28 protein-coding genes are annotated in these 22,592 nt (G+C 33.2%); 18 read left to right on the top strand and 10 right to left on the bottom strand.

Going from position 1 to position 22,592, the window contains the following annotated elements; all coding sequences use genetic code 11:
- Positions 1-115: 115 nt before the first annotated feature.
- The 6 genes from Q0822_RS15970 to Q0822_RS15945 all read right to left on the bottom strand — a co-directional run bounded on the left by Q0822_RS15970 (position 116) and on the right by Q0822_RS15945 (position 4,018).
- Complete coding sequence (locus Q0822_RS15970; RefSeq protein ID WP_299125556.1) at positions 116-901, bottom strand: hypothetical protein; 786 nt, start codon at positions 899-901, stop codon at positions 116-118.
- Positions 902-1,017: 116 nt separating this feature from the next.
- On the bottom strand, positions 1,018-1,908 hold the full coding sequence (locus tag Q0822_RS15965) for a dienelactone hydrolase family protein (RefSeq protein ID WP_299125554.1): 891 nt from the start codon (positions 1,906-1,908) through the stop codon (positions 1,018-1,020).
- A 76-nt stretch (positions 1,909-1,984) separates the two neighbouring features.
- Complete coding sequence (locus tag Q0822_RS15960; protein ID WP_299125551.1) at positions 1,985-2,389, bottom strand: hypothetical protein; 405 nt, start codon at positions 2,387-2,389, stop codon at positions 1,985-1,987.
- Positions 2,390-2,463: 74 nt separating this feature from the next.
- Positions 2,464-2,886 (bottom strand): hypothetical protein, encoded by a 423-nt coding sequence (locus Q0822_RS15955; RefSeq protein ID WP_299125548.1) that lies wholly within the window; start codon positions 2,884-2,886, stop codon positions 2,464-2,466.
- Positions 2,883-3,476 (bottom strand): FMN-binding negative transcriptional regulator, encoded by a 594-nt coding sequence (locus Q0822_RS15950; protein WP_299125545.1) that lies wholly within the window; start codon positions 3,474-3,476, stop codon positions 2,883-2,885. Before Q0822_RS15950 ends, Q0822_RS15955 begins: the two co-directional genes overlap by 4 nt.
- 98 nt (positions 3,477-3,574) lie before the next feature.
- Positions 3,575-4,018, bottom strand: a complete 444-nt coding sequence (locus Q0822_RS15945) for a DUF1569 domain-containing protein (RefSeq protein WP_299125542.1) — start codon at positions 4,016-4,018, stop codon at positions 3,575-3,577.
- A gap of 61 nt (positions 4,019-4,079) precedes the next feature.
- Here Q0822_RS15945 and radC point away from each other — a divergent pair, with 61 nt between their 5' ends.
- The 5 genes from radC to Q0822_RS15920 are packed head-to-tail and all read left to right on the top strand — an operon-like array spanning position 4,080 to position 8,383.
- On the top strand, positions 4,080-4,778 hold the full coding sequence (gene radC / locus Q0822_RS15940; protein ID WP_299125540.1) for a DNA repair protein RadC: 699 nt from the start codon (positions 4,080-4,082) through the stop codon (positions 4,776-4,778).
- Positions 4,778-6,073, top strand: a complete 1,296-nt coding sequence (locus Q0822_RS15935) for a polysaccharide deacetylase family protein (protein WP_299125538.1) — start codon at positions 4,778-4,780, stop codon at positions 6,071-6,073. Before radC ends, Q0822_RS15935 begins: the two co-directional genes overlap by 1 nt.
- Positions 6,070-6,756: a YjjG family noncanonical pyrimidine nucleotidase gene (locus Q0822_RS15930; protein WP_299125536.1), complete on the top strand. Its 687-nt coding sequence runs from the start codon at positions 6,070-6,072 to the stop codon at positions 6,754-6,756. Before Q0822_RS15935 ends, Q0822_RS15930 begins: the two co-directional genes overlap by 4 nt.
- A gap of 9 nt (positions 6,757-6,765) precedes the next feature.
- Positions 6,766-7,557, top strand: coding sequence for a hypothetical protein (locus tag Q0822_RS15925; RefSeq protein ID WP_299125534.1), 792 nt, complete (start codon positions 6,766-6,768; stop codon positions 7,555-7,557).
- Between the two features lie 22 nt (positions 7,558-7,579).
- The gene (locus Q0822_RS15920; RefSeq protein ID WP_299125533.1) at positions 7,580-8,383 is read left to right on the top strand and encodes a hypothetical protein; all 804 of its coding nucleotides are present in this window, start codon (positions 7,580-7,582) and stop codon (positions 8,381-8,383) included.
- Here the strand turns inward: Q0822_RS15920 and Q0822_RS15915 are convergent.
- Positions 8,380-9,657 (bottom strand): replication-associated recombination protein A, encoded by a 1,278-nt coding sequence (locus Q0822_RS15915; protein WP_299125530.1) that lies wholly within the window; start codon positions 9,655-9,657, stop codon positions 8,380-8,382. The genes Q0822_RS15920 and Q0822_RS15915 overlap by 4 nt on opposite strands.
- A 117-nt stretch (positions 9,658-9,774) precedes the next feature.
- On the opposite strand from Q0822_RS15915, the gene Q0822_RS15910 reads away from it, so the two are divergent.
- Positions 9,775-10,527, top strand: a complete 753-nt coding sequence (locus Q0822_RS15910; protein ID WP_299125528.1) for a rhomboid family intramembrane serine protease — start codon at positions 9,775-9,777, stop codon at positions 10,525-10,527.
- Here Q0822_RS15910 and rlmB read toward each other — a convergent pair.
- From rlmB to Q0822_RS15895, 3 genes are all read right to left on the bottom strand, one after another.
- Positions 10,524-11,258 (bottom strand): 23S rRNA (guanosine(2251)-2'-O)-methyltransferase RlmB, encoded by a 735-nt coding sequence (gene rlmB, locus Q0822_RS15905; RefSeq protein WP_299125525.1) that lies wholly within the window; start codon positions 11,256-11,258, stop codon positions 10,524-10,526. The genes Q0822_RS15910 and rlmB overlap by 4 nt on opposite strands.
- A gap of 68 nt (positions 11,259-11,326) precedes the next feature.
- Complete coding sequence (locus Q0822_RS15900; RefSeq protein WP_299125522.1) at positions 11,327-12,958, bottom strand: aryl-sulfate sulfotransferase; 1,632 nt, start codon at positions 12,956-12,958, stop codon at positions 11,327-11,329.
- 53 nt (positions 12,959-13,011) lie between these two features.
- Entirely contained in the window at positions 13,012-14,700 is a 1,689-nt protein-coding gene (locus Q0822_RS15895; RefSeq protein ID WP_299125519.1) for a POTRA domain-containing protein, read from the bottom strand.
- A 178-nt stretch (positions 14,701-14,878) separates the two neighbouring features.
- Here Q0822_RS15895 and rpsL point away from each other — a divergent pair, with 178 nt between their 5' ends.
- The 12 genes from rpsL (at position 14,879) to rplP (ending at position 22,588) form a co-directional block, all read left to right on the top strand.
- Entirely contained in the window at positions 14,879-15,253 is a 375-nt protein-coding gene (gene rpsL, locus Q0822_RS15890) for a 30S ribosomal protein S12 (RefSeq protein ID WP_019386263.1), read from the top strand.
- 22 nt (positions 15,254-15,275) lie between these two features.
- Positions 15,276-15,752, top strand: coding sequence for a 30S ribosomal protein S7 (rpsG, locus tag Q0822_RS15885; protein WP_045469020.1), 477 nt, complete (start codon positions 15,276-15,278; stop codon positions 15,750-15,752).
- 6 nt (positions 15,753-15,758) lie between these two features.
- Positions 15,759-17,885 (top strand): elongation factor G, encoded by a 2,127-nt coding sequence (fusA, locus tag Q0822_RS15880; RefSeq protein ID WP_299125511.1) that lies wholly within the window; start codon positions 15,759-15,761, stop codon positions 17,883-17,885.
- 12 nt (positions 17,886-17,897) lie between these two features.
- The gene (gene rpsJ / locus Q0822_RS15875; RefSeq protein ID WP_007650482.1) at positions 17,898-18,203 is read left to right on the top strand and encodes a 30S ribosomal protein S10; all 306 of its coding nucleotides are present in this window, start codon (positions 17,898-17,900) and stop codon (positions 18,201-18,203) included.
- Between the two features lie 138 nt (positions 18,204-18,341).
- Positions 18,342-18,959, top strand: a complete 618-nt coding sequence (gene rplC / locus Q0822_RS15870) for a 50S ribosomal protein L3 (RefSeq protein WP_299125508.1) — start codon at positions 18,342-18,344, stop codon at positions 18,957-18,959.
- Positions 18,959-19,588, top strand: coding sequence for a 50S ribosomal protein L4 (rplD, locus tag Q0822_RS15865; protein ID WP_299125505.1), 630 nt, complete (start codon positions 18,959-18,961; stop codon positions 19,586-19,588). Before rplC ends, rplD begins: the two co-directional genes overlap by 1 nt.
- Positions 19,589-19,593: 5 nt before the next feature.
- On the top strand, positions 19,594-19,884 hold the full coding sequence (gene rplW, locus Q0822_RS15860) for a 50S ribosomal protein L23 (RefSeq protein ID WP_008269182.1): 291 nt from the start codon (positions 19,594-19,596) through the stop codon (positions 19,882-19,884).
- Between the two features lie 8 nt (positions 19,885-19,892).
- Complete coding sequence (rplB, locus tag Q0822_RS15855; protein ID WP_299125501.1) at positions 19,893-20,720, top strand: 50S ribosomal protein L2; 828 nt, start codon at positions 19,893-19,895, stop codon at positions 20,718-20,720.
- A 10-nt stretch (positions 20,721-20,730) separates the two neighbouring features.
- Entirely contained in the window at positions 20,731-21,009 is a 279-nt protein-coding gene (gene rpsS / locus Q0822_RS15850; protein WP_008269180.1) for a 30S ribosomal protein S19, read from the top strand.
- A gap of 5 nt (positions 21,010-21,014) precedes the next feature.
- Positions 21,015-21,422, top strand: a complete 408-nt coding sequence (gene rplV, locus Q0822_RS15845; protein ID WP_299125499.1) for a 50S ribosomal protein L22 — start codon at positions 21,015-21,017, stop codon at positions 21,420-21,422.
- Positions 21,423-21,431: 9 nt separating this feature from the next.
- Positions 21,432-22,148 (top strand): 30S ribosomal protein S3, encoded by a 717-nt coding sequence (rpsC, locus tag Q0822_RS15840; RefSeq protein ID WP_299125496.1) that lies wholly within the window; start codon positions 21,432-21,434, stop codon positions 22,146-22,148.
- A 20-nt stretch (positions 22,149-22,168) separates the two neighbouring features.
- Positions 22,169-22,588, top strand: coding sequence for a 50S ribosomal protein L16 (rplP, locus tag Q0822_RS15835; protein WP_299125493.1), 420 nt, complete (start codon positions 22,169-22,171; stop codon positions 22,586-22,588).
- Positions 22,589-22,592 lie beyond the last annotated feature (4 nt).

The following is a 22,592-nucleotide window of genomic DNA, read 5'->3' as shown; positions in this document are numbered from 1 at the left end:
GTTCACTTTTTATTAAAATATTAAAGTGTATTTCTAGCTAAATTCAGGAGATAATTTAACTCTTAATGTGTATTTATGTACTGTAAAGAATTTTATAATCGAAGTGATTAATGGTTTACTCGTAATACTCTAACGTTACAAATTTTTGGTCATTTAAAGAATTGTATCTTGTTACGTTACCATCATCATCATATTCAAATGAGTAGTTGTAGGTCTCACCTTCTTCGATACGGTTTAAGCAATTATTGTTTGATAAAAATATGTTAGGTAAATCATCTATTTTATAATTCCAATAGAATAAACTTTTTGTTCTAAACCCATTAGTATCCCATTCTGAGAATGTAGCTTGTCTATCGGTATCAATTGTGCCATCAGAATTATACCAGATTTGCCTCAGACTGGTGAGGTTTCCAACTACATCATGATTGTATGTTCTCTCTTCTGATAAGGTGCCGTCTAAATTAAAAAACTTTATAGTTTTAATGAGGTTGTTTAAATAACTATGTTCAAAAGTTAAATCCTGAAGAATTGTACCATCATCGAGGTAAGTTTTGTAAGTGCCATTTGCATTAGTAGAATTAAAAGTATTGTAATTAAACTCTATATTTACAATGCCAGTTACAGGCTCATATTTTCTTTGTAAAGATCTTATTAAAACTCCTTCATCATATTCTAAGTAAGTAGAGTCGAGATCTATTTGATTGCTCGTTCTAGTGATAAGAGTGAGCTCATTATTGTCGTTATAGAAGAATTTACTCCAGTAGCCATCGCTATCACTCATTTGTCTTAATAACTTTGCATTAACAGTTGGTGGAGGAATGGTGTTAGTATTGGAATCTGTTGAGCAGGAAAATAGCAAAAACACTAAAATTCCAGACACTACTATATTTAACTTTTTCATTGTATTTATTAGTCATTTGATATGTCGACATACCAAAGTTAAAATGTCTTGATATTCTGATAAAGTCCAGTTGTAAGGACTGTAACGAAGGTCGTTTAAAATATTGAAAATTTCAATTAATTTTTCAAATGTTTTCTAAAAAAAGCTATGGTACGCTCCCAAGATAAATTAGCGGCTTCTTTATCGTAACGTGGAGTTGTATTATTATGAAACCCGTGATTAACTCCAGGATAAATATAGGCTTGGTGTTCTATGTTATTAGCCTTTAATACTTTTTCAAATGCTGGCCAACCAGCATTAACTCTGGTGTCTAATTCTCCATATTGGAGTAGAAGTGGAGCTTTAATTTTTGCCGCATCTTCATCAGAAGGTTGTCTGCCATAATAGGGTACTGCTGCACCTAAATCTGGTAAGCGAACTGCCATCATATTAGAGATATAACCTCCAAAACAAAAGCCTACAACACCAACATTGCCATCGCAGTTTTCGTGATTTTTTAAATGGTTGTATGCAGCAATAAAATCTTCGAGCATTTCATTTCTATCGCGCTTTTTTTGCATAGCTCTTCCATCATCATCATTACCAGGATAACCTCCAAGTGGTGATAAGGCATCTGGAGCTAGTGAGATAAAGCCTTCTTTTGCGGTTCTTCTTCCAACATCTTCAATGTATGGATTTAATCCTCTATTTTCATGGATAACAATAACTCCGGGTAATTTCGTTGTATTATCTTTTGGTTGGGATAACAAACCTTTTATGGTACCACCACCTTTAGGAGATTCATAAGAGATATATTCTGAATCTAAAGTTGGATCGTCTGGTTGTACCATTAAACTGTTGACATAATCTGGTGACATAAAACTCAAAAGTGAAGAAACGGTTAAACCACCTACAGCATATATTCCAAGTTTTTCAACAAATTGTCTTCGATTGAGTTTGTTGTGAGCATAATCATCATAAAGGTCAAATACTTCTTGTTTGATATCTTCTTTTTTTAAGTCTTTCATAAGTTCAGTGCTTTAATTTGTAGTATATCAGTGTGTTAAGTTATAAATTTTAAAAATCATAACTTAGTTTTCATGATTATTTAACACGGTTCAGTGTTATTGAATTTTCACCGAATTCAGAAGGTCTTATAGAACCAAAACTTATATCAAAAGTTAAAGTATTTTCATCTATAAATTCTGCGATACCTAATAAAGTTTTGGATTCTCCAGATTCTATTTTTGTAAGTATAAAGTCTACTTCAATAGGATTGACTTTGTCATTTATGCTGTAAGTCATTTTGCCTTTTTGATCATTCATAACAAATTCTTTTCCTCCCATAATCTGCCCTTCTATTTCAAAGGCAGCATAGCCTTCTTCATCAAAAATAATATAGCCAATTTCACCATTGTCGTCTCCCTTCCATTTACCGATGAAGTCTTCTTTTTGGTTTGTAGAGTTAATTAATAAAGGAATAATAAAAAAGGTAAATAAATATTTCATGTGTCTAAATTTAAAAATTGTTTTATACTTTCTTGGTTTTGATTTTACAGTAATACTCTTTTTTTAGACATCTATCAAAATTGAAAGAGTCTCCACATTAAGTAAGCTATAAATAGGGTTCTAATTGTCCAACTCAATGTTCTAATCCAGTTTGTTCTAATCACTCTGTTAATGAGTTTTGGGGAACCTTCATGCATAAGTTTTAGATGAATTGGAACCTGAAAAATAATCGTGCTTAACCAAATGATAACCAATAAAAGTATATTTAGTAAGTATAAACTTTCTTGATAATTATACAATAAAATGCATCCTGTTATGAGCTCAATCGTCATTATAGGTACTGTAATAAAACCTGTAATTGCATTTTTTTTCTCATAGGTAGGAAACTTATTATTTTCTATGACTCTGAAGAGCGGGTAATGTACAATTTGAACGAACCAACATAAACCAGTCATGAATATAGTTGTAACAATATGTATGATTAATATAATTTTCATTCAAAGACCTTATCTAAAAATAACCGAATACTCTCTTGATTAGCTCTTACTAATTCTTCTCTTGCGGCTTTGGTATCACTCGGTTTTTTATCTTGTGAGAGTTTAAATTTACCTTCCCAATTGGTAATCTCAATTTCAAACATCTCTATGTAGCCTAAATTTTTGTCTAAACGAGGATTGTCTGGTTCTAAAATATATTTATGATCCGGAGCTTCTAAAAACTCAGTCATAGTAATTAATGATTGTTTTAGAGCTTCTTTACTTTCAATGGCTCTTACTTTACCTTTAAGATGCACTTTTATATAGTTCCAAGTTGGTAATTGAGTTGTTGAGTAGACACTTGGAGAAATATAACATTCTGGTCCAGCAAAAATGAGTGTTACATCATTATTGTCCTTTAGAAGCTTGGCTTGTGGATTAAAAATATCAATATGACCAATTAGTTTTCCGTCTTCATAAATCAATGGTAAATGCGTAATTAATGGTACATTATCTTTTACGGAAATTAAAGTTGCCAAGGGATAAGTCTTAATAACGTCAATCATATGATTGATGTTATCGTCTTGATGATGCTTTGGTGGGTAGTTCATATTTTGTCATCCTGTCTTGAAATTTCGAAAGTTTCAGAATCTCATGTATTACGTATGTATTTTATTTGCTTTTACCTGTGCTTAAAATGACTTCAAAATTAAACTCCAAATTGTCTCAAATGGTGGTCTAAATGTTTGTATTGCATTTTTCCCCATTGGTCTTTAGTCAATTCCCCAAAGGCTGGATGCGGATGCCATTCTTCCTTCGCGCGCTGTGCATTAAGTTCATTGATTAGATTAGTGATTTTTGTTTTCTCTCTTTCAAAATCTTTGTCATCAGTAATTTTAAAACCTGGAGCAGTTGGCAAATTTTTTCTCCATAGTTTATCATTATACATTGATTTTTTGAAAAGTAAATTGACAAGCCAGTTGGGCTTTACACCATAATCTTCTTTTTTTAAAATAATGTTTAGTGGCATTTGGCAATGATAAAGCATTTGTCCTACTTTCATTTTGCCCCAGATAGGTGAAGTATCTTTATTTAGTTTGCTTACACGAGATGTAATTTCTTCATAAACTCCATCCTCAAAAAATGATTTCATAGCTCTTCAAATTAATTACTTTTATTAGATGCTTAAATTTACAATTTTTTATCTTTAACGCATGTCAGAAAAACCGACTTCATTTTCGATTAAAAACTGGTCGCAAGACGACCAGCCAAGAGAAAAGTTGCGAGATAAAGGCAGAACTGCTTTGAGCGATGCTGAACTCATCGCAATTTTGATAGGATCTGGTAATAGAGAAGAGAGTGCGGTTGCCTTGTGTAAACGTATTTTTGCGAGTGTAGAAAACAATCTAAATGCCTTAGGTAAATTGTCCATTCAGCAATTAATGACTTTTAAGGGTATTGGCGAAGCCAAAGCAATTACGATAGCTGCTGCATTAGAATTAGGGCGAAGAAGACGAATCGAAGATGCACGTCAATTAGAAAAAATAACATCTAGTCGTTCAGTTTTTGATATTATGCAACCCATCTTAGGAGATTTACCTCATGAAGAATTTTGGATTCTATATCTCAACAATTCAAATAAAGTGATTCATAAAAGCCAATTGAGTAAAGGTGGAATTACAGGTACTTTAGTTGATGTACGTTTGGTACTTAAGAATGCTTTAGAGGTTGGAGCTACAGCTTTGATTCTGTGTCATAATCACCCTTCGGGCACGTTAAAACCAAGTCAGGCGGATAAAGACATTACTCAAAAGTTAAAAACTGCTGCGAAAAGTTTAGATATAAAAGTACTAGACCACCTCATTGTTACTCATAAAGCGTATTTTAGTTTCGCAGACGAAGAAATATTATAATGCTACTAGTTTACACGCATAAAATCACACCACGTTTAACCTATACGTTTAAGCATATTTGCAAACGTATCCTCGGTTTAGAAGTTAGTTTTACTTCTAAAATAGAAGATTTTATTGCACACGATAGCCTTAAAATGTCATATACAAAACAACCTTTGAGCAATGAGTTATTTGTAAGAAGTAACGAGTTATTGTTTGAACAAGGCTTGTCAGATTTAGATATTAATGTTCATCAATGGGATAATACAAAAGGTTTTTTTGCGACCGGAGAACGCAGTCATTTACCTTTTGATATTTTTGCGTCATCATTTTATTTACTAAGTCGTTATGAAGAGTATTTGCCTCATGTAAATGATAGTTTTGGTAGGTTTATGGCGACAGAAAGTTTAGCCTATAACCATCGATTTTTAAATCAACCAGTCATAGACATTTGGTCTTATAAACTCCGTGATGTTTTACAAGAACGCTTTCCTAAGTTTCAATTTACAAAGCGACAGTACCAGATTCAACCAGTGGTAGACGTGCCTACGGCTTTCTATTTCAGAAAAAAAGGACTCTTAAGAACCGTTGGAGGTACTCTCAACGATTTAGTGCGTTTTAAATTAAAGCAACTTTATCAGCGCTATTCAGTGCTTATGGGTTTTAAACGCGATCCTTACGATACATTTAAGTGGATTATAACCAAGCAAAAACAATGCAACTTTAAGTTTGTAGTATTATTTTTAATTGGAGATTATTCTACTTACGATAAAAATGTAAACACAAATAAAAAGGAATTCGTTTCACTTATAAAATCAATTGCAGATTATTGTAATGTTGGAATAAAGGCTTCCTATTTTGCTTTGGATGATGTGTCAATTTTGAAGAAAGAAAAGCTTAAAATGGAATCTATAATAAATACAGATTTAAAAGCAATTAGGCATTCGTTTTCTAAGTTGAATTTACCAACCTCTTACAGAAATTTAGTTGAATTAGAAATCAATCAAGATTTTACAATGGGTTATATAGATACGCTTGGTTTTAGAGCAGGCACTTGTACACCTTTTCAGTTTTATGACCTAGATTACGAAGTGCAAACACCGTTGCAGATTAACCCTTATCATTGTTTGGATTTTGCACTTTTGAAATACCAATCAGAATTAGATAAAACAGAACATTTACAAAAACTAATTGATGAAGTAAAAGCAGTTAACGGAACTTTTACACCAGTATTTCACAATTATACTTTCAGTGATTTAAGTAACTGGAGGGGCTTTAGATCTCTTTTTAATTTAATTTTAGAATCAGCGGAATGAGTTACACAATAAAACATGTGTTTTTTGATTTAGATCATACCCTTTGGGATTTTGATAAAAATTCAGGATTAACTTTCGATAAAATTTTCAAAATCAATAATATAAATACAAATCTTGACGATTTCTTAGAAGTTTATGAGCCTATAAATCTTAACTATTGGAAATTGTATAGAGAGGAAAAAGTCACAAAATCAGCTTTGAGATATGGGAGGTTGAAAGAAGCGTTTGATGCTATAAATATTGCTATTGAAGATGATATGATTAATCATTTATCTGAGGAATATATTGAACATCTAACTAGCTTCAATCATTTGTTTGAAGGTACTTTTGAAATTTTAGACTATCTTAAAGATAAATACCATTTACATATTATTACAAATGGATTTGAGGAAGCTCAAGAACGTAAAATGAGGTCTTCAAATATTAGAAATTATTTTAAAACTATTACTAATTCTGAAATGGTTGGAGTAAAAAAGCCAAATCCAAAAATTTTTAATCATGCACTACATATTGCAAATGCAAAGACTAGTGAAAGCATAATGATAGGCGATAGTGTAGAAGCGGATATTGAAGGAGCTCATAAGATAGGTATGGACACCATTCATTTTGATTATAAAGACGTCCACAACGACCATAATTATAAAAGAATTACTAATTTAAGAGCTATTGTAAACCATCTTTAATTAAAAGACATGTTGAAAAAAATAATATTTACAGTTTTATTCCTTATTGTAAGTTTTTGTGCAACTGCCCAAAAAGATATTCATAATTACAAGTATATTATTGTACCTAAGAAATTTGATTTTTCAAATAGCGAAGATGAATATCAATTGAATTCATTGACTAAATTTTTATTCAATAAATATGGTTTTGAAGCCTACTTTGTTGATGATGATTTACCCGAAGATTTACAAAAAGACAGGTGTTTGGCACTGACATCTGAAATTTTTAAACAAAAAGGCGGTATGTTTAAAACGAAGTTAGAATTTAAACTCAAAGATTGCTTTGGTTCAGTAATTATGATCTCACAAATTGGTGAGTCTCGATTGAAAGAATATGACAAAGCCTATAATGAAGCTTTGAGAGATGCTTTTGTGACGTTTCAGAATTTAGATTATGAATATGCACCAATGAAAGATTCTGTTGAAGTCTCTGGAGTAAAAGATAAAATAGAAGAACCTAAAGTTGAAGAGGTAAAAGAGCCAGAAGTTGAAACTAAAGTGAAAGACAAAAAGCAAGAAGTAAAAAAAATAAATATTAAAGAAGATAGTAAAGGACTTTATTACGCTCAGATAATAGTGGATGGCTATCAATTAGTGGATTCAGAGCCTAAAGTAATTATGATTTTATTTAATACTAGTGCTAAAGATGTTTTTATAGTTAAAGATAAGAATGCAATTGTCTATAAGGAAGGTGATTTGTGGATTTACTATGAGCATAACGATAACAAGAAAATTAGAAAAGAACTTGATATAAAGTTTTAATTCAAAAGGAAAATATTAGATGATGAGAAATTTAATAATACTTAGTATTTTGTTTTGCTTCGCGTTTAAAGCTGAATGTCAAACAGATTTAAATAACTATAAATACGTAGTTGTGCCCTTACAATACGATTTTTTGAAAGGACAAGATGTTTATAGATTAAACACACTGACCAAATTTTTATTTAAGAAAAGTAAATTTGATGTTTATTTTGAAAAGCAAGAGTTTCCAGAAGATTTATTTAAGGATAGATGTATGGCTTTATATGTTGATGTTAAAAATGTAGACGGAGGATTTAGAAAAACAAGACTTGAAATCACGCTAAGGGATTGTAAAGGTGAGCTAATTTTTAAATCTGATGTAGGTCAATCTGGCGAGAATAATCATGAAAAAAGACATCAGATTGCCTTAAGGAGTGCTTTTAAATCTATCGAAACACTAAATTATAAGTACCATCCGATTTTAAAAGATGAATCTAAAACGACAGAGAAAGCTAAGGAGTTGAAGAAAGTAGAAGAAATTGTTGAGTCAAAACCAGAAGAGATTATTGAGTCCGAGAACAAAATTGAAACTCCTAGTACTAAATCAGAAAAACAACCAGTAATTAAGGAAAAAGAGAACCTTTTATTGGCTACAACAATTGATAATGGTTATCAAATAGTAGATCAGAGTAATAAAGATGTTATGATATTGCTGAGTACAGCAGCAGAAAATGTCTTTATTGTCAAAGGAAAAGACGCTATAGTATTCAAGGAAAATGGTAAATGGGTGTATTCAGAAAATGATGGTGATGTTATGTCAAGAAAATTTTTAAGTATTATATTTTAATATCCATATTTTTCTTTCCAAAGTGATTTTAAATAATTACGCTGTGCTTGTTCTCTAGCGTTACTTCCAGGTTCATAAAGTTTGATATTCTTTATATCCTCAGGAAGGAACTCTTGTTCGGCAAAGTTATTTTTATAGCTATGAGCGTATTTATATTGGTCACCATATCCTAATTCTTTCATCAGTTTGGTTGGGGCATTTCTAATGGAAAGCGGAACAGACAAATCACCTGTTTCTTTTACTAATTGTTGAGCCTTGTTTATGGCTTCGTAAGCTGCATTGCTTTTAGGAGAACTCGCTAAATAGGTGGCACATTGGCTTAGAATAATCCTAGATTCAGGATTACCAATTACAGAAACCGCCTGAAATGTATTATTTGCAATCACCAAAGCTGTTGGGTTAGCATTACCAACATCTTCACTAGCTAAAATTAAAAGACGCCTGGCAATAAATTTTACATCTTCTCCACCTTCAATCATACGAGCTAAATAGTAAACAGCAGCATTTGGATCACTTCCACGAATCGATTTTATAAAAGCCGAAATAATATCGTAGTGTTGCTCGCCAGTTTTATCGTATCGTGCCGCTTTATTTTGTACCTGTTTCATTACTAAATCGTTAGTAATAATGATAGGCTCTTCTTCGAAAGCCGTAACAAGTAATTCAAAAATATTAAGCAATTTTCTTGCATCTCCACCAGATAATCTCAATAAGGCCTCAGTTTCTTTTAATTCAATATTTAATTTTGAAATCTTTTCATCTTCCTTCAAAGCACGTTGTAATAGTGCTTCTAAATCAGCTTTGCTGAAAGCATTTAAGGTGTAAACTTGGCATCTAGATAATAATGCGGAAATAACTTCGAAACTGGGATTTTCAGTAGTTGCACCAATCAAAGTTACCCAACCTTTCTCCACAGCTTCTAAAAGTGAATCTTGCTGTGATTTGCTAAAACGATGAATTTCATCAATAAACAAAATGGGGTTTTTTGCCGTAAATAATCCACCACTTTTCTTAGCTTTATCAATTACTTCTCTAATATCTTTTACACCAGAGTTAATAGCACTGAGTTTAAAAAATGGGCGCTCAGATTCATTGGCAATTACATTGGCTAACGTTGTTTTACCAATGCCTGGTGGTCCCCAAAGTATAAGAGAAGGAATAACTCCACTTTTAATTTGCTGGTAGAGCATACCATCTTTTCCCACCAAATGTTGTTGACTTAAGTAGTCATTTAATGTTTTTGGACGAAGTCTTTCAGCTAACGGAGTATTCATATTTCAAAATTACAAAATGTGGTTGATAATTTAGAGGATAAAAGAAACACTTCTGACAATATTTCATACAATTAACTTTTGGCTGTAAATTTGAAGAAAGCTTATTAAATTTACAATATGTCATCAGAGCAATTCAAATATTCCAATAACGTCATCTTATATCCTTTGATGATTCTATTCTCAATTTGGTTGGTATTTTGGTATCAAGTGCGTATAGATTATAGTATTAAGGCGTTTGGAATAAGACCACAAAAGCTTGAAGGTTTACTGGGAATTTTTACAAGTCCATTTTTGCATGGAGATATAGGTCATATTTACAATAATTCAATACCTCTTTTTGTCTTGTCTTTAGCGCTGTTTTATTTCTATAAAAAAATCGCTTGGAAAGTTATTTTGTATGGTATTCTTATATCAGGATTTTTGACTTGGTTAATTGCTAGTAATGGTAATCATATTGGTGCAAGTGGATTGATATATGTGCTGGTAAGCTTTGTTTTTTTTAAAGGTATTTTTGCAAAACATTATAGGCTAATTGCCTTATCTTTAATTGTAATATTCTTATACGGAAGTATGATTTGGTATGTGTTTCCTATAAAAGCAGGCATGTCTTGGGAAGGACATTTAAGTGGGTTGATTACAGGACTTGTCTTTGCTTTAATATTTAGAAAACAGGTGGCCAAACCAGAACGCTATAAATGGGAACAATCAGATTACGATGAAGAGGATGATCTATTTATGCGCCATTTTGATGAAAATGGAAACTTTATTGAGTTTGAACCAGAACCAGAAGTGGATGTTGAAATTGAACTAGAATCTGAATTAAAAAATACCACAAAAATTAAATATATTTTTAGGGAAAGAGAAGACTAACTACGTTGTCTAACAACTTCATACAAAAAAGCACCACAAGCCACGGAAACATTTAAAGATTCTATTTCACCTAAAATAGGAAGCTTAGCTTGGTCGTCCACCACTTTTAAAACCGAAGGATTAATACCTCTGCCCTCTGAGCCCATAATTATAGCGCATGGTTCTTTAAAAGATACATTATATAAAAAGTCATCAGCTTTTTCTGTAGCTGCTATTACCTTTATTCCTGAGGACTGCATGTGAAAAACTGCATCTTTTATATGATCTACTTTGCAAATTGGTATTTTAAAAATGGCTCCAGCACTTGTTTTTATTGTGTCACCATTTATTGGAGCTCCACCTTTTTTCTGAATGATGATTCCATTTACTCCAGTGCATTCTGCGGTACGGACAATGGCTCCAAAATTTCTAACATCGCTTAGTTGATCAAGAAGTAAAAATAAAGGTGTTTTGCCAGACTCAATGACTTGCAATACTAAATCATCTATATTATGAAATTCAATAGGTGAAATCTGTGCTACTGCACCTTGGTGGTTACCTCTAGTTAATCGGTTTAGCTTTTCAATTGGCACATAAGAAAAGTTTATGCCTTCAGTACGCAACAATTGCTCAAGTTCTTGAAATAATTCACCTCGCAGCCCTTTTTGAACAAAAACTTTGTCTATGGTTTCTCCAGATTTAATAGCCTCTATAATAGCTCTTATTCCAAAAATTGTAGTTTCATTTTTCATGGTGTAAAGGTATAAATAAACCATCCTGATTATTAGATGGTTTATTAAATATATTCTATCAACTTAATTTAATTTTTTACTACTTTTTCACTGAATATTCGAGATTCTGAATGAATTCTCAAGAAGTATATTCCATTAGGTTGTTCTAATAAATCTATAGTTTTTGTGTAAAACTCATTTACTTTAGTCCCTAATACATTATAAACTTCAATTTTGTCTATTGTCACATTTGAGTTGATATGAATTCTGCTCTTGGTTGGATTTGGATATAAATTTATTGCCATCTGATTAAAATCTATAACACTCAAATTATTACAAGGCGTTAAATCTGGATTCAATTCAATTGGTGTGCCTGGTGTTAAATCGCGTCCTGTAAATGCAGCATAATCAGGCGCATATTTGATACCTCTAAATGTAGTATTAGAAAAAGTAGAAGGGTCATCACCTTGAGTTAATATTCCTCCGTTGTCAGATCGTACTGGGCTTACATATTCCCAAACAATATCTTCGTTCGGTGTGATTTCAAAAAACCGACCATTAATTCCTTCACAAATTAAAGTATTTCCATTCGGAAGACGTTGTGCACTACTTAAAATTGCTGAGAAAAATTCAATAGGTGATAAAGGATCTTCATATGTATAATCGGGAGCTGTAGGGCCGTAAGCAGTATCAGTTGTATATGAATAAACTCCGGGACTATCTGTTTGTGGATTAAGTATATAAACTTCAGAAAACATAGGGCTTCTGCCATTACCGTTATTAAACAATATTATTTTACCTTCATCTACAAAGCCAGTTTCAATAACATAAGGGTAGTGTTGTCCATATAGTTTTCTATCTGTTTCGCCACCTTGATTATAAGATTGAGGATTTCCCCAACGGTATAAAAAGTCACCGCCTTTGCCATATATTCCTCCAGAATTTGTTGCGGCTTCTCCAGATGTCGTAGAATGATCTATAATGTAAATTTCACTCAAATTCCTTGAGCTTATAACAATTTGGTCCAAAACAGGATTGAACTGAATAGAATTAAAATGAAGCCAGTTAGAACCACCATTTCCACCGTTTAAAAAATTGATATCTAATTTTTCTGGGCTTAAACTTACATCTCCAAAGTTATCCTTTGTAGCATCAAAATTTTGAACAAGATGATCCTTTATGTTCCATTCCCATACAATAGTAGCATTACTAGCTCCAACAGGTGTCACTTCAATGATTTGCTCATTGTATAGATCAGTTTCCGTTAGTAAACTAGGGTTTCGACCAGCCTGAATAGCCTCAGCGTTTGTCATTCTTGTAGCTGCTAAAATGAGAACATTTCCATTTGGCATTGGAAATATATCATGATGTTGTCTCATCATTGGTGTATCATAAAAATATTGCCAAGTTAGGTTACCATCCCAATCATAAATTTCTATAACTCCACCTTGTCCTCCAAATGTGATATCAGAACTAGAAGTTCTGCCAGCTCTTAAAATACTGCCATTCTCTAACAAATAAACAGCATTTCCAGGTGGGAAACTACTAGACCATTGATTTATTAATTCACCACAATTATTGATAAGATAAGTCTCAGTAGATGTAGTAAATAAAGTGAAACCTTCAAAAAAACCTTGAGATATTCCCGTTGTACCAACAGTGTTTTGAGAATGAGTAAAGTTGATTACTAGTAATAGAATAAAAAGTAATTTTCTAACCATAGAAGCCTTTCTTTTTTATAGCACCGCAAATTTACCATATTAATTTACATTTATTAAAAAGTAGCTGTTAAACTCACATGAACTTTAGAATCAGATAATTTAAATTGTCTGTTTTCTGTCTTTCCACTAGAGTAATTCAGACGAAATAATCCAGCATTGGTTAGCAACCCTAAACCAAATCCAAATCCAAAAAGTTTTTCTTTGCTATTTGTAAGTTGATTTTCAAAATAAGCTGCATCAATAACCGAATGTACATATATGCTATTACTTAAACGGTAACGATATTCAGTGTTAATTAGTCCATATAGGTTAGCCACTAAACTATTCTCTTCAAACCCACGAATGGAATTGATGCCACCAAAACGAAACAACTCATTATCCAAGTAATCATCAGAAGTTAATACTGCACCATTAAGTCTAGTGTATATACTATTCTTATTATTAAGGTTGAATATTTTATAAGTATCTAAATTAAATACATTTTGGTTTTGTTTCCCAAAGTTATTATCTCTATCACCAAAACCAGATGATAAATCGAACCAAAAATTAATTGGAAACAAAGGGTCGTAAAATTGAGGCTTACTGTAATTATAATTTACAGTGTAATAATTAGATTTATAATCATTTAAAGTAGCGGTGTCATTTTCAAGCAAATTTGTTGAATTAGTCGAAGAAATTCCAAAACCAATTCTATGTTGCGCATTTATTTGATAATTTAATTTCGCATACTGATTGGCATTTAAAAAAGTTGAATCCTTTCTAAAAATTTTAAGACCGATTTGAAGCCCAATAGGAGAGCCAAACAAATAAGGTAAATCAGCATCCACTAAAAATGTTTGTTGATCTATTTCGTCGCTTTTATAAAATAGATTTAAAGTCTCACCAAAATTGAGGTTATTGATTAGTCTTAAATCTAAGTAACCGTCAAATTCAATTTTATTAGTGTTTTCGTTAGTACCAAAACCAAGAAAACCATCAAAGTTATTAGTTCTTATTTTTTCTACATATATATATAGTGTAGTAGAGTCTTTTGTAAAAAGAACCTCAGGATCTTTAATTTTGCTTGCAAAACGCAAATCTTCTAATAATTCAACTTTCTCTTTTATGTCATTTAAGTTAAAAGATTTTCCAGTTCTTAATTTGAGAAATCTTTTTACAAAAGATTGCGGAAATTTTTCATAGCCTTTAACTATTATTTTATCAATGCGTCGTTTTTGATTGTTTACAATTTTTAATTCTGCTGAAATTAAATCGGAATTCAATTTCGAAATGTTTATTAATTGTAATGTAGAAAATGGATCACCTTGCTCTGCTATTAAAGAGTTCAATTTGTCTAGAGAATTTTCAAGCTGATTTATTTCAAGCTCAAAAAAACCATTTCCAGTTGTATGGTCAATTAGATTTAAGAATTTAGTTTTAAAACTTGAGTCATAATATATCCTTATAGATTTTACTTTTTTTCCAAGGAAAAATTTAGCTGTAAAAACGGTATCGTTTTTTTTGTTAATATTTTCAATGAAAGCATCAATATAGCCACGTCTTGTCAGTTTCTTTTTTAATGACTGTAATTCTACTTCAAGACTTTTATAATTATCAAAATTATATTTATAACCTACAGAGTCTATAGTTTTTGTTTTTGATTCAGTTTCAGCTTTAAGTTCTAAATTAATCGATTGCGCTATTAGCTCATTAGAATAAACTAGTAGTAAAAGAGATAAAGAAAAAAAACGCAATTTGGTCATTAATAAAAATTGGAACATAGATATAATGTAACGTAAAAATAGACCATTATATATATGTATAAAATGAATCATAAAATTTCTTTAAAAAATAAATTCTCATCTATTTGAATAATTAATATTAATTCCTACCTTTGCAGCCCTCAAAAGTGAGGGTTAATAAAATTTTATATAGAAATATATGCCAACAATTTCACAATTAGTACGAAAAGGAAGAGCCAAAATAACCAAGAAGAGTAAATCGGCTGCTTTAGATTCGTGTCCTCAGAGACGTGGTGTATGTACTCGTGTTTATACAACAACACCTAAAAAACCTAACTCAGCAATGCGTAAGGTGGCAAGGGTTCGTTTAACAAACGGAAACGAGGTTAATGCATACATTGGTGGAGAGGGTCATAATCTACAGGAGCACTCGATAGTATTGGTTAGAGGTGGAAGGGTAAAAGATTTGCCAGGAGTTAGATATCACATCGTTCGTGGTGCTTTAGATACAGCAGGTGTATCTGGAAGAACACAACGTAGATCTAAGTATGGTGCAAAACGCCCTAAAAAGTAATTTAAAACTTTAAGAAGAAGACATGAGAAAAAGAGCAGCAAAAAAGAGACCGCTTTTACCAGATCCAAAGTTTAACGATCAGTTAGTAACACGTTTTGTTAACATGATGATGTGGGATGGTAAGAAGTCTGTGGCTTTTAAAGTATTCTACGATGCAATTGATATTGTTGAGGAGAAAAAGAATGACGAAGAAAAAACAGCTTTAGAAGTTTGGAAAGACGCTTTGTCTAATGTGATGCCTCACGTAGAAGTACGTAGTCGTCGTGTTGGTGGTGCAACATTCCAAATTCCAATGCAGATTCGTCCGGATCGTAAAGTTTCAACTGCGATGAAATGGTTAATTAGCTATTCTCGTAAAAGAAACGAAAAATCTATGGCACAACGTTTAGCTTCAGAAGTATTAGCTGCTGCTAAAGAAGAAGGTGCAGCTGTTAAGAAAAGAGTTGATACTCACAAAATGGCAGAAGCAAACAAAGCATTCTCTCACTTTAGATTTTAATTAGAAATGGCAAGAGATTTAAAATTCACAAGAAATATAGGTATTGCAGCACATATTGATGCTGGAAAAACTACAACTACAGAACGTATTCTTTATTATACAGGTGTTTCTCACAAAATTGGTGAAGTACATGATGGTGCTGCAACAATGGACTGGATGGAGCAAGAGCAAGAAAGAGGTATTACAATTACTTCTGCTGCTACAACTTGTACATGGGAGTTTCCAATTGAAAATGGAAAGCCAACTCCAGATACTAAAGGGTACCATTTTAATATTATTGATACTCCTGGTCACGTAGATTTTACGGTTGAAGTAAACCGTTCATTACGTGTATTAGATGGATTAGTTTTCTTATTTAGTGCAGTTGATGGTGTTGAGCCACAATCTGAAACTAACTGGAGGCTAGCTGACAACTATAAAGTTCCAAGAATTGGTTTCGTTAATAAAATGGACCGTCAAGGATCTAACTTTTTGGGAGTTTGTCAACAAGTTAAAGACATGTTGAAATCTAACGCAGTACCAATCGTTTTAAACATTGGTGATGAGATAGATTTTAAAGGTATTATAGATTTAGTTAAGAACAGAGCTATTGTTTGGCATGATGAAACGCAAGGGGCAACTTTTGATGTTATTGAGATTCCAGAAGAGCTTAAGGAGGAAGCTAGAAAATATAGAGCTTTATTAATTGAAGAAGTAGCTAGCTACGATGAGAACTTACTTGAGAAGTTCATGGAAGATGAAGATTCAATTACAGAAGACGAAGTGCACGCTGCACTTAGAGCTGCTGTTATGGATATGGCAATCATTCCTATGATCTGTGGTTCAGCTTTTAAAAATAAAGGTGTACAATTCTTATTAGACGCTGTATGTCGTTACTTGCCTTCTCCAGTGGATAAGGAAGGTATCGTTGGTATGAATCCAGATACAGAGCAAGAAGAAATTCGTAAGCCAAGTGTTAATGAGCCATTTGCTGCTTTAGCATTTAAAATTGCTACGGATCCTTTCGTTGGTCGTTTAGCATTCTTTAGAGCATATTCTGGTCGTTTAGATGCAGGTTCTTACGTATTAAATAATCGTTCTGGTAAAAAAGAACGTATTTCTCGTATCTACCAAATGCATGCTAACAAGCAAAATGCAATTGATTTTATCGAAGCTGGTGATATCGGAGCTGCTGTTGGATTTAAATCTATCAAAACGGGAGATACATTAACATCTGAAAAACATCCTATAGTTTTAGAATCTATGGATTTTCCTGATCCAGTAATTGGTATCGCAGTTGAGCCTAAGACTAAAGCAGATGTAGATAAATTAGGTATGGGCTTAGCTAAATTAGCTGAAGAAGATCCAACATTTACTGTGCGTTCAGACGAAGCTTCAGGTCAGACTATTATTTCTGGAATGGGTGAGTTGCACTTAGATGTAATTGTAGATCGACTTAAAAGAGAATTTAAAGTTGAGGTTAACCAAGGTCAACCACAAGTAGAATATAAAGAAGCAATTACACAACCTGCTGATCATAGAGAAGTTTACAAAAAACAATCTGGTGGTCGCGGTAAGTTTGCTGATATTGTATTTACTATAGAACCTGCTGATGAAGGTCAAGTAGGATTGCAGTTTGAATCTATAATTAAAGGTGGTAATGTTCCTAAGGAATTTATCCCTTCAATTGAAAAAGGATTTAAAATGGCTATGCAAAACGGTCCTCTTGCAGGATACGAAGTTGATGCTATGAAAGTCACTTTAAAGGATGGGTCTTATCATGATGTTGATTCAGATCAATTATCTTTCGAATTAGCCGCAAAGTTAGGTTTTAAGAATTCTGCTAAAGCTGCTAAAGCTGTAATTATGGAGCCAATTATGAAATTGGAAGTAATTACACCAGAAGAGAATATGGGTGATATCGTTGGTGATTTAAATAGAAGAAGAGGACAAGTAAGTGACATGGGAGATAGAGCTGGTGCAAAAACTGTCAAAGCGACTGTACCTTTATCTGAAATGTTTGGATATGTTACAACATTAAGAACATTATCTTCAGGTAGAGCAACATCAACAATGGAATTTTCACATTATGCTGAAACTCCATCAAACATATCAGAAGAAGTAATCAAAGCGGCTAAAGGCGTAGAAGCTTAAAACTAAAAGAAAATGAGTCAGAAAATTAGAATAAAATTAAAGTCTTACGATCATAATTTAGTTGACAAGTCTGCTGATAAGATTGTAAAAACAGTAAAAAGTACGGGTGCTGTAGTAACGGGTCCAATTCCATTACCAACTCACAAGAAAATTTTCACTGTGTTACGTTCACCTCACGTTAATAAGAAGTCTAGAGAACAATTTCAATTAAGCTCTTACAAGAGATTATTAGATATTTACTCTTCATCTTCTAAAACTATTGATGCGTTAATGAAGCTTGAATTGCCGAGTGGAGTTGAAGTAGAGATTAAGGTGTAATTAGTAATTGAGCGTATTGCTCAAAGACATGTCCAGAGCTGCGAGCGAAGGAAAAACGGTAAAAAATACAATTCAAGGCTGAAACGTATTTTCAGCCTTGAATTTTAAATAACGAATAATAATTAATAAATAATAAATATGTCTGGGTTAATTGGAAAAAAAATCGGTATGACCAGCATTTTCGATGAAAATGGAAAGAATATTCCATGTACAGTAATCGAAGCTGGACCATGTATCGTTACCCAAGTCAGAACTGAAGAAGTGGATGGTTATAATGCACTTCAATTAGGTTTCGATGACGCGACAGAAAAAAGCGCTACTAAAGCTGACATTGGTCATGCTAAAAAAGCGGGTACTTCTGTAAAACGCAAAGTTGTTGAATTCAAAGGTTTTGATGCGGAGTACAAATTAGGTGATTCAATCACAGTAGAGCAATTCATCGAAGGTGAATTTGTGGATGTTGCAGGAACGTCAAAAGGTAAAGGTTTTCAAGGTGTTGTAAAGCGTCATGGATTTGCTGGTGTAGGTCAAGCAACACACGGTCAACATAACCGTTTAAGAGCTCCAGGTTCAATTGGTGCAGCTTCTTATCCTGCGAGAGTATTCAAAGGAATGAAGATGGCCGGAAGAATGGGTGGTGAAACAGTTAAAGTTCAAAATTTAAGAGTTTACAAAGTAGTTCCAGAAAAGAACTTACTAGTGGTAAAAGGATGTGTTCCTGGTCACAAGAATTCTTATGTAATCATTGAGAAGTAATGAAGGTAGCAGTTTTAGATATAAACGGAAAAGATACGGGTAGAAAAGCTGAGCTTTCTAAAGACGTATTCGCTATAGAGCCTAATAATCATGCAGTCTATTTAGATGTTAAGCAATACTTAGCAAATCAAAGACAAGGAACGCATAAGGCAAAAGAAAGAGCAGAAATTACCGGAAGTACACGTAAGATTAAAAAACAAAAAGGTACTGGTACTGCAAGAGCAGGTAGTATTAAGTCTGGTGTATTTAGAGGTGGTGGTCGTATGTTTGGTCCTAGACCAAGAAATTACGGTTTTAAATTAAATAAAAACGTAAAGCGATTAGCACGTAAATCTGCATTAAGCATTAAGGCAAATGATAAGTCAATAATGGTATTAGAAGACTTCAATTTTGAGGCTCCAAAAACCAAAAATTTTGTCAATGTTTTAAAGGCCCTAGAGGTTGAAAACAAAAAATCTCTTATTGTGTTGGGTGGCTTAAATAATAATGTATATTTGTCATCACGCAATTTTAAAGACTCTGAAGTTGTAACAGCCTCAGAATTAAGCACTTATAAAATAATGAATGCTAATAAAGTTATTCTATTAGAAGGTGCTTTAGAAGGAATTGAATCGAATTTAAGTAAATAGAACAGATGAGTATCTTAATAAAACCTATAATCACAGAAAAGGCAACCATGCAAAGTGAGTTGTTAAATGCATATGCATTTGAAGTGAATACAAAGGCGAACAAGGTAGAAATCAAAAAAGCGGTTGAAGCTGCTTATGGAGTTTCTGTTGAAAAAGTTCGTACGATAAATGTCCGTCCAGAAAGAAGAACTCGTTTTACAAAAACGGGTGTTCAACATGGTAAAACAAATGCTGTTAAAAAAGCAATTGTACAACTGGCGGAAGGTGAAACAATAGATTTATACGCTAACATGTAATTAGACTTATGTCAGTAAGAAAATTAAAACCAATCACATCAGCTCAGCGATTTAGAGTAGTAAATGGATTTGACGCCATCACTACTGATAAGCCGGAGAAAAGCTTGCTTGCTCCGAAAAAAAGATCTGGTGGTAGAAACAGTCAAGGAAAAATGACTATGCGCCAGTTAGGTGGTGGTCATAAGAAAAGGTATCGTATTATCGATTTCAAACGTAACAAAGCAGGTATTCCAGCTGAAGTTAAGTCAATTGAGTACGATCCAAACAGAACAGCATTTATTGCTTTACTTAATTACCAAGATGGTGAGAAACGTTATGTTATCGCTCAGAATGGTTTGCAAGTAGGTCAAAATATAGTGTCTGGTGAAACTGGTATCGCTCCAGAAATTGGAAATGCAATGCCACTTAGCGAAATACCTTTAGGTACAATCATTTCTTGTATTGAGTTACGTCCTGGTCAAGGTGCTGTTATGGCGCGTAGTGCAGGTGCATTTGCTCAATTAATGGCAAGAGATGGTAAGTTTGCTACAGTTAAGCTACCTTCCGGCGAAACAAGACTGATTTTGTCAACTTGTTTGGCAACCATTGGAGTTGTATCTAATTCAGATCATCAATTGTTAGTGTCTGGTAAAGCAGGTAGAAGCAGATGGTTAGGAAGACGTCCAAGAGTTAGGCCAGTAGTAATGAATCCAGTCGATCACCCAATGGGTGGTGGTGAAGGAAAATCTTCAGGTGGTCATCCAAGATCTAGAAACGGTATTCCTGCTAAAGGTTACAGAACACGTTCTAAGACGAAAGCGAGTAATAAGTATATTGTAGAACGTAGAAAGAAATAATTAAGATAGTATGGCACGTTCATTAAAAAAAGGACCTTATATCCATTATAAATTGGAAAAGAAAGTTGCAGAAAATGTAGCTTCAAACAAAAAGACGGTTATCAAAACTTGGTCTAGAGCATCAATGATTTCTCCAGATTTTGTAGGGCAGACAATAGCTGTTCACAATGGTCGTCAATTTGTTCCAGTATATGTTACTGAGAATATGGTAGGTCATAAATTAGGAGAATTTTCACCAACACGATCGTTTAGAGGTCATGCAGGTGCTAAGAATAAAGGTAAAAAATAAGAATCATGGGAAGTCGTAAAAAACAAATGGCGGAAGCTATTAAGGCTGAGAAAAAGCAAGTTGCTTTTGCTAAGCTAAATAACTGTCCTACATCTCCAAGAAAAATGCGTTTAGTAGCGGATTTAGTAAGAGGTCAAAAGGCAGATAAAGCGCTTCAGATTCTTAGATTTAGCCCTAAGGAAGCGTCTCGTCGTTTAGAGAAATTAGTTATGTCTGCAATAGCAAACTGGCAAGCAAAAAACGAAGATGCAGACGTTGAAGAAGCAAAGCTTTATATTAAAGAAATTAGAGTAGATGGCGGATCTATGTTAAAAAGATTGCGTCCAGCTCCACAAGGTAGAGCACATAGAATTAGAAAAAGATCTAATCACGTTACTGTGGTTGTAGATGCATTAAATAAAACACAAAGCTAAGATAGAGATATGGGACAAAAGACAAATCCAATCGGAAATCGCTTAGGAATTATCAGAGGATGGGAATCTAACTGGTACGGAGGAAACGATTATGGTGACAAACTTGCTGAGGATGATAAAATCCGAAAGTATATCCATGCACGTTTATCTAAAGCTAGTGTAAGTAGAGTAATTATTGAGCGTACACTTAAACTTGTAACCGTTACTATCACTACTGCTAGACCTGGTATTATTATCGGTAAAGGTGGTCAAGAGGTAGATAAGTTAAAAGAAGAGCTTAAAAAGATTACTGGTAAGGAAGTTCAATTGAACATCTTTGAAATTAAAAGACCTGAACTAGACGCATACCTTGTTGCAGCGAGTGTTGCTCGTCAAATTGAAAGCCGAATTTCATACAGACGTGCAATAAAAATGGCAATCGCAGCAGCAATACGTATGAATGCTGAGGGAATCAAAATTCAGATTAGTGGTCGTTTGAATGGTGCTGAAATGGCACGTTCAGAACACTATAAAGAAGGACGTATTCCTTTATCTACTTTTAGAGCTGATATTGATTATGCTCTAGTTGAAGCACATACTACTTATGGTAGATTGGGTATCAAAGTTTGGATTATGAAAGGCGAAGTATATGGAAAAAGAGAGCTTTCTCCATTAGTTGGTCTATCTAAGCAAAAAGGTAAAGGTGGACGTGGTGGAAATAAGAACCAATCTCGTCGTAGAAAGTAATTCTTTAAAGAAAAGAAAAAATGTTACAGCCTAAAAGAACAAAATTTCGTAAGCAGCAGAAAGGTCGTATGAAAGGTAATGCTGGAAGAGGTCATTTGTTATCAAATGGTACCTTCGGTATTAAATCATTAGACTCGTCTTTTATAACTGCACGTCAAATAGAAGCAGCGCGTATTGCCGCTACTCGTTACATGAAAAGAGAAGGATCGTTATGGATTAAGATATTTCCAGACAAACCTATCACAAAGAAACCTCTTGAAGTACGTATGGGTAAAGGTAAAGGAGCCGTTGAATATTGGGCAGCTGTTGTAAAACCAGGACGTATGTTATTTGAAATCAGTGGCGTGCCATTAGACGTAGCGCAAGAAGCTTTGCGTTTAGCAGCACAGAAACTTCCAGTGAAGACTAAGTTTATCATAGCTAGAGATTACGAAGCTTAATAAA

The sequence above is a fragment of the uncultured Winogradskyella sp. genome, from assembly GCF_947496485.1.
Taxonomy (GTDB): Bacteria; Bacteroidota; Bacteroidia; order Flavobacteriales; family Flavobacteriaceae; genus Winogradskyella.
This window is presented reverse-complemented; position numbering and strand designations above follow the sequence as displayed.

Bases quoted from the DNA above. Each gene is read 5' to 3' on its own strand.
- Q0822_RS15970 (WP_299125556.1), bottom strand. From the start codon at position 901: ATGAAAAAGTTAAATATAGTAGTGTCTGGAATTTTAGTGTTTTTGCTA.
- Q0822_RS15965 (WP_299125554.1), bottom strand. From the start codon at position 1,908: ATGAAAGACTTAAAAAAAGAAGATATCAAACAAGAAGTATTTGACCTT.
- Q0822_RS15960 (WP_299125551.1), bottom strand. From the start codon at position 2,389: ATGAAATATTTATTTACCTTTTTTATTATTCCTTTATTAATTAACTCT.
- Q0822_RS15955 (WP_299125548.1), bottom strand. From the start codon at position 2,886: ATGAAAATTATATTAATCATACATATTGTTACAACTATATTCATGACT.
- Q0822_RS15950 (WP_299125545.1), bottom strand. From the start codon at position 3,476: ATGAACTACCCACCAAAGCATCATCAAGACGATAACATCAATCATATG.
- Q0822_RS15945 (WP_299125542.1), bottom strand. From the start codon at position 4,018: ATGAAATCATTTTTTGAGGATGGAGTTTATGAAGAAATTACATCTCGT.
- radC (WP_299125540.1), top strand. From the start codon at position 4,080: ATGTCAGAAAAACCGACTTCATTTTCGATTAAAAACTGGTCGCAAGAC.
- Q0822_RS15935 (WP_299125538.1), top strand. From the start codon at position 4,778: ATGCTACTAGTTTACACGCATAAAATCACACCACGTTTAACCTATACG.
- Q0822_RS15930 (WP_299125536.1), top strand. From the start codon at position 6,070: ATGAGTTACACAATAAAACATGTGTTTTTTGATTTAGATCATACCCTT.
- Q0822_RS15925 (WP_299125534.1), top strand. From the start codon at position 6,766: ATGTTGAAAAAAATAATATTTACAGTTTTATTCCTTATTGTAAGTTTT.
- Q0822_RS15920 (WP_299125533.1), top strand. From the start codon at position 7,580: ATGAGAAATTTAATAATACTTAGTATTTTGTTTTGCTTCGCGTTTAAA.
- Q0822_RS15915 (WP_299125530.1), bottom strand. From the start codon at position 9,657: ATGAATACTCCGTTAGCTGAAAGACTTCGTCCAAAAACATTAAATGAC.
- Q0822_RS15910 (WP_299125528.1), top strand. From the start codon at position 9,775: ATGTCATCAGAGCAATTCAAATATTCCAATAACGTCATCTTATATCCT.
- rlmB (WP_299125525.1), bottom strand. From the start codon at position 11,258: ATGAAAAATGAAACTACAATTTTTGGAATAAGAGCTATTATAGAGGCT.
- Q0822_RS15900 (WP_299125522.1), bottom strand. From the start codon at position 12,958: ATGGTTAGAAAATTACTTTTTATTCTATTACTAGTAATCAACTTTACT.
- Q0822_RS15895 (WP_299125519.1), bottom strand. From the start codon at position 14,700: ATGACCAAATTGCGTTTTTTTTCTTTATCTCTTTTACTACTAGTTTAT.
- rpsL (WP_019386263.1), top strand. From the start codon at position 14,879: ATGCCAACAATTTCACAATTAGTACGAAAAGGAAGAGCCAAAATAACC.
- rpsG (WP_045469020.1), top strand. From the start codon at position 15,276: ATGAGAAAAAGAGCAGCAAAAAAGAGACCGCTTTTACCAGATCCAAAG.
- fusA (WP_299125511.1), top strand. From the start codon at position 15,759: ATGGCAAGAGATTTAAAATTCACAAGAAATATAGGTATTGCAGCACAT.
- rpsJ (WP_007650482.1), top strand. From the start codon at position 17,898: ATGAGTCAGAAAATTAGAATAAAATTAAAGTCTTACGATCATAATTTA.
- rplC (WP_299125508.1), top strand. From the start codon at position 18,342: ATGTCTGGGTTAATTGGAAAAAAAATCGGTATGACCAGCATTTTCGAT.
- rplD (WP_299125505.1), top strand. From the start codon at position 18,959: ATGAAGGTAGCAGTTTTAGATATAAACGGAAAAGATACGGGTAGAAAA.
- rplW (WP_008269182.1), top strand. From the start codon at position 19,594: ATGAGTATCTTAATAAAACCTATAATCACAGAAAAGGCAACCATGCAA.
- rplB (WP_299125501.1), top strand. From the start codon at position 19,893: ATGTCAGTAAGAAAATTAAAACCAATCACATCAGCTCAGCGATTTAGA.
- rpsS (WP_008269180.1), top strand. From the start codon at position 20,731: ATGGCACGTTCATTAAAAAAAGGACCTTATATCCATTATAAATTGGAA.
- rplV (WP_299125499.1), top strand. From the start codon at position 21,015: ATGGGAAGTCGTAAAAAACAAATGGCGGAAGCTATTAAGGCTGAGAAA.
- rpsC (WP_299125496.1), top strand. From the start codon at position 21,432: ATGGGACAAAAGACAAATCCAATCGGAAATCGCTTAGGAATTATCAGA.
- rplP (WP_299125493.1), top strand. From the start codon at position 22,169: ATGTTACAGCCTAAAAGAACAAAATTTCGTAAGCAGCAGAAAGGTCGT.